A 4,752-nucleotide genomic window follows, 5' to 3' on the forward strand; every position below is an offset into this window, starting at 1 on the left:
ATGCATATTCAATGCAGTGCAAATCACTTTATTTGCAAGCTGAATTAACGCCAGGATTTATCGACTTTATTACCCAGCTTAAGGGTAAAAAGTTTATTGCGAGTGGTTCTGAGCAGCAAGAGCTTAGAGATGTATTTAATGCGCGAGGTCTTGATAGTTACTTTGATGAAATTTATGGCTCGCCCACTAAAAAATCTGACTTAGTCGCTAATATACTTGATATAACAAAAGCGAGTAACGCGATTATGTTTGGTGATGCAGTGTCGGATTTAGAGGCTGCAAATATAAATAATATTGACTTTATAGGTTATTTACCATTTTCAAACGTTAAAGAAAAACTTGTATCTTTAGCTGATAAGAGATCCTATAAAGTTATAGAACAGTGGAGTGAACTATTATGATCACTGCTTTTTTACCTTGCAGGAAAGGCAGCCAGCGAATTCCAGATAAAAATGTTAAACCATTTGCTGGTATAGAGGGCGGGTTATTAAAAATAAAATTAGATCAATTACTTGCATGCTCTGATATAGACTCAATATTAGTATCGTCGAATGACGAGCGAGTTTTAGACTTTGCAAATAAGGTTAATGACTCACGAGTGATTATAGATAACAGACCTGACTACTTAGGTAGCAGTTCAACTACAACTGATGAATTAATTAAGTATGTACCTTCTATAATTAATGAGGGTCATGTTTTATGGACTCACGTTACCTCTCCGTTTATTACTGAAACTGATTACGCTAATATTTTAACTAGTTACTTTAACAAGTTGGATAGTGGCTATGATTCATTAATGACAGTGCTTAAGTTGCAAGGTTTTATTTGGGATGACAAAAAACCAATAAGTTATGACCGAAATGACTTAAAATGGCCTATGACACAGAATATTAAACCTCTGTTTGAGGTTGATAGTGGTGTGTTTTTATCATCTGTTAATAATTATAAAAAATTGGATGATAGAATTGGTTTAAAACCATTTTTATTAGAGCAGCCTAAAATTAAATCTGTAGATATAGATTGGCCTGATGATTTTATTTTCGCGGAAGAGCTATGGAAAAGAAAAGGTTAATTTTAGGTCCGTCTCATATTATGCGTTGGGTGCAGTCAATTGATTGTCACCTCATACCTACGCCTAAAAATATGAACTTTCATGGCCGTGGTGGTGCTTCTATTTGGGGAGACTTCATTAAAAGTAAGTCTAATGACTTTTCTCAATATGATGAGATATTATTTATTGTTGGCGATTTTCGATTTGGAAATAAGTCTTTAGTTGATAGTACATTAACTAGGAATCAACATGGTATCGCTAAAGAGTTGATCAATGATGCTAATGATAGGGAAATGTATCAGAAAGTCATTGATGAGTTATACTTGCTATCAAGCTCAGAGAACCAAAGTAAGATTAAATTTATTTTTTGGGATTTAGCTCTTCGCGAGTTTAAAAATAAGCAAAATCGTAAATATTTTAAAAACGGCTTGTACGCCCACCCAATATGGAACCTTGGAGAGGTTCAAAGTTTATTTGCTGAAAATACAATACTAATGGATTCGGACACTAACCTAGATAGCTTGTTTATTGATGGTAGTAACCACCCTTCATTTCAAGGTTATGTATACCTTTATTATTTAATTTTTGGCAAAAAACATCACCACCTTTCATTGGATTTATTTCCTGAACATAGGCTTTCAGAGCAAAAAATTATTGGTGATTCGACTTTAATTAAACACGTTAATATGTTTTGCGAAAAAGGTATTTTAAATACGTCTTATAAGTTGCAAAATGTTAAGCTTTTTCAGCTTGAGGATTTTTTAGTAAAAAATCAAGGCGCAGTAACTTACGTAACAAATATCAGAGCTTCTAATGAAAGAGAAAATGATTTTTATAGGCGTGTTAAAAAGCTATCCGATTTGAAAGATAAATATGGCTCTCGGTTACAGGTGTTATTTTGGGAAGCGTATGCTCAAGAAATTATTTCTACTCGTGAGAAAAGTTATAGTAAGTTTGTACCAGAAAATCCTTTTTATAAGCACAATACATTAGCGAGTATTTTTGGTACAGAAAGTATTTATCCAAAAAAGGAATCTTTAGTAGGGCAGTCGCTGGTTGAATTAAATGTTGGCTTGCAGCCAACTATAAAGTCAATACTTTGGTTGTTTATGCAGCGCGAGCATTCTTTGGTCGAAATTGAGAAACGTTATACGCAATTAAAGCAGTTATATTTCGGGGAAGTATGTGGCACTACCTTATGAGTACAAGCTGTAAGCATGAGTAACCGAATCAGGTCAAACGTACATACACAATATTTAGCTTCCTTTGGGGTAACCTTTTTGGGGCCTCTGTTGCACTATTATGTACAAATGAAATTAAATGCTACGGAAAGCAAAGTTCCCTTATACTTTCTAGCACGCGAGGGCTATTGGCTTGAACGTGCTTTTAAACGCTTTTGTAATGGTGCTGGTATAAAAGCACAAAGTGAGTATTTATTAGCGTCACGTGCTTTTTTATTTAAGCTTTTACTTGATGATGAACGTAGCTTTGTATATTCGCTTAAAAGTGGCTTTAAAGGCACTTTTAGCGAATTATTACAAAGCCGTTTTATTTTAAACCACGATGAAATAACCCGTACTTTTTCGCCAGCACTTTTAGCTAAAATTATTGACTTAGAAACCGATAAGCAAAGTGTAATTGATATATTTAATGCCCATAAAGCTGAACTAAAAACATTACTTGCACCGACTAAAAAAGCTTACTTAGCGTATTTAGAGCAGCTTGGAGTGACTAAGCAGCAAACGGTGCATATAGTTGATTTAGGTTACTCAGGTACAATACAAAGCTTGTTAGGAATATTACTTAACCAGAATACTTATGGGCATTATTTAATAGCGTCTAACCCTGGGGTTCATTCCATTGAGGGCTGTACAGCTACAATGAAAGGCTACTTGAAAGAAGGGGTAAAAATAGGCGATGGTTACTTACCACTTGATCGCTCTATGTTTTTAGAAGCGCTTTTAACCGCGCCTAATGGGCAGTTTAGAGATATACGCTTTAACACGCTTAATAAGGATGCCGAAAATTTAAAGCAATTTGATTTTTATTACGGGCGTAAGGTGGCATCCCAAAAGTATTTTTACTTAGTTGAACAAGTAATGGCCGGAGCACTTAATTATGTAGAGCATGCAGCAAAACATAATATTACGTTTACAAAAAGCGAACTTGAAATGCTATTAAATAGCTATTTGAGTAAACCCCACATGATACCTCAATCATTAACAAAAATTTTTGATATCGACGACGACGTGACCGGTAACGGCACAGTTAACGCTTTACAGTTTTTTGGTTTAAATAAGTGACTATAAAAAAATATATTAAGCGCGCATTTCCGAGGGTATTTAGCTTTTTTAAAAATACACCTGTTTTATTTAAAGCCACTAAAGCGTTAGAGCGGCGCTTAATTAAGCTTAGGTATGTTGCTTTGCGCTCAAAGAAAACTGCTTACTCTTCTAAAAAAGCGAGCAAGCTACTAAACCAAGCTAAAGCTTTAGAGTTATTTGATGCAAAATATTACTCTGCCCAACAGTGCCGAACTTTTAGCTGCGAGCGAGAGGCATTTGAAGATTACCTACACAAAGGCGCTTTTAGCTGCGTAAACCCAAGTAAAAACTTTGATACCGAACTTTACTACAAATGTAACACCGATATTTATTTAAGCGGTGAGCATGCATTAGTACATTATTTAGCGCACGGTAAAAAAGAAGGGCGTTTAGCTTTGCCAGCCAAAGCTAAGTGGTATCCAAAAGCGATAGCAAGTAGCGCCAATGGCGAGCCAACAACACTTAAATTAGCGATGTGCTTTCACGTTTTTTATGGCGAGTTTATTGATTACTACTGTGATGCTTTAGCTAAATTTACGCAGCCGGTCGATGTTTTTGTGAGTGTAGCTAGTGATGAGCTTGCTAAAAAAGCTATACACGATTTTAAAGCGTGTTCAAAGGTAAACAAGGTGGTTGTAAAGGTAGTGCCTAACCATGGTCGGAACTTTGCTCCTATGCTTGTTGAGTTTGCACGTGACTTGCAAAACTATGATTTATTTTGCCATATGCACTCTAAAAAATCGCTATATTCGGGGCGCGCACAAACCCAGTGGGCTGATTACCTTGGTGAATACCTTTTAAACGACCAGCACGTTATTAAGCAAGTACTTAATCATTTTAACAATAACCCCAAAAGCGGTATGTATTACCCCACCTCGTTTTGGATGATGCCTGATTGGGTAAACCACTGGCTTAAAAATAAACCCGCGGCACAAAAGTTTACTAAAGAGTGGAATATAGAATTAAAAGATGATTTTTTAGCTTACCCTGCTGGTGGTATGTTTTGGGCAAGGCCTGAGGCGCTAAAGCAGCTTTTAAATAAAGAATATAAGTACGGTGACTTCCCTGGTGAGCCTTTACCTAACGATGGCTCACAGCTGCATGCGCTTGAGCGTATGCTTGGGCTACTTGTTGAAAAAAATGGCTACAAGCAGCTTTTTTACTACCCTAAAACAGGCCAATTTACACATGATACAAGCTTTATTTTAGCGCAATATGTTAATACAGCCGAAGGGCTTAAAAATCAGCTTAATAATTTTGAGCATATAAGTTTTGACGTATTTGATACTTTAGTAAGGCGTGAATATTTTGCGCCAGATTACGCTAAATTGTTACTAGGTAAAGCGTTGGTTGAAGGTGGAGTTCTAAGTAATGCCC

Annotated in this window: 5 protein-coding genes; all 5 read left to right on the forward strand. The window is 36.0% G+C overall.

The genetic code is table 11. The features are described from left to right. A partial coding sequence (locus H5072_RS12005) for an HAD family hydrolase (RefSeq protein ID WP_220488605.1) occupies positions 1–401 on the forward strand: 401 nt, incomplete at its 5' end. Then, a complete protein-coding gene (locus H5072_RS12010) occupies positions 398–1,072 on the forward strand; it encodes a cytidylyltransferase domain-containing protein (RefSeq protein WP_220488607.1) in 675 nt (224 codons plus the stop codon). The genes H5072_RS12005 and H5072_RS12010, both read left to right, overlap by 4 nt. Further along, complete coding sequence (locus H5072_RS12015) at positions 1,054–2,253, forward strand: hypothetical protein (protein WP_182693648.1); 1,200 nt, start codon at positions 1,054–1,056, stop codon at positions 2,251–2,253. The genes H5072_RS12010 and H5072_RS12015 overlap by 19 nt, the downstream gene beginning before the upstream one ends. A gap of 108 nt (positions 2,254–2,361) precedes the next feature. Then, a complete protein-coding gene (locus tag H5072_RS12020; protein ID WP_182693649.1) occupies positions 2,362–3,354 on the forward strand; it encodes an HAD family hydrolase in 993 nt (330 codons plus the stop codon). Further along, positions 3,351–4,752, forward strand: a 1,402-nt coding sequence (locus tag H5072_RS12025) for a rhamnan synthesis F family protein (RefSeq protein ID WP_182693650.1), incomplete at its 3' end; no start/stop codon positions are given. The genes H5072_RS12020 and H5072_RS12025, both read left to right, overlap by 4 nt.

It is taken from the genome of Pseudoalteromonas sp. SR45-5, from assembly GCF_014163565.1.
GTDB classification, from domain to species: Bacteria; Pseudomonadota; Gammaproteobacteria; order Enterobacterales; family Alteromonadaceae; genus Pseudoalteromonas; species Pseudoalteromonas distincta.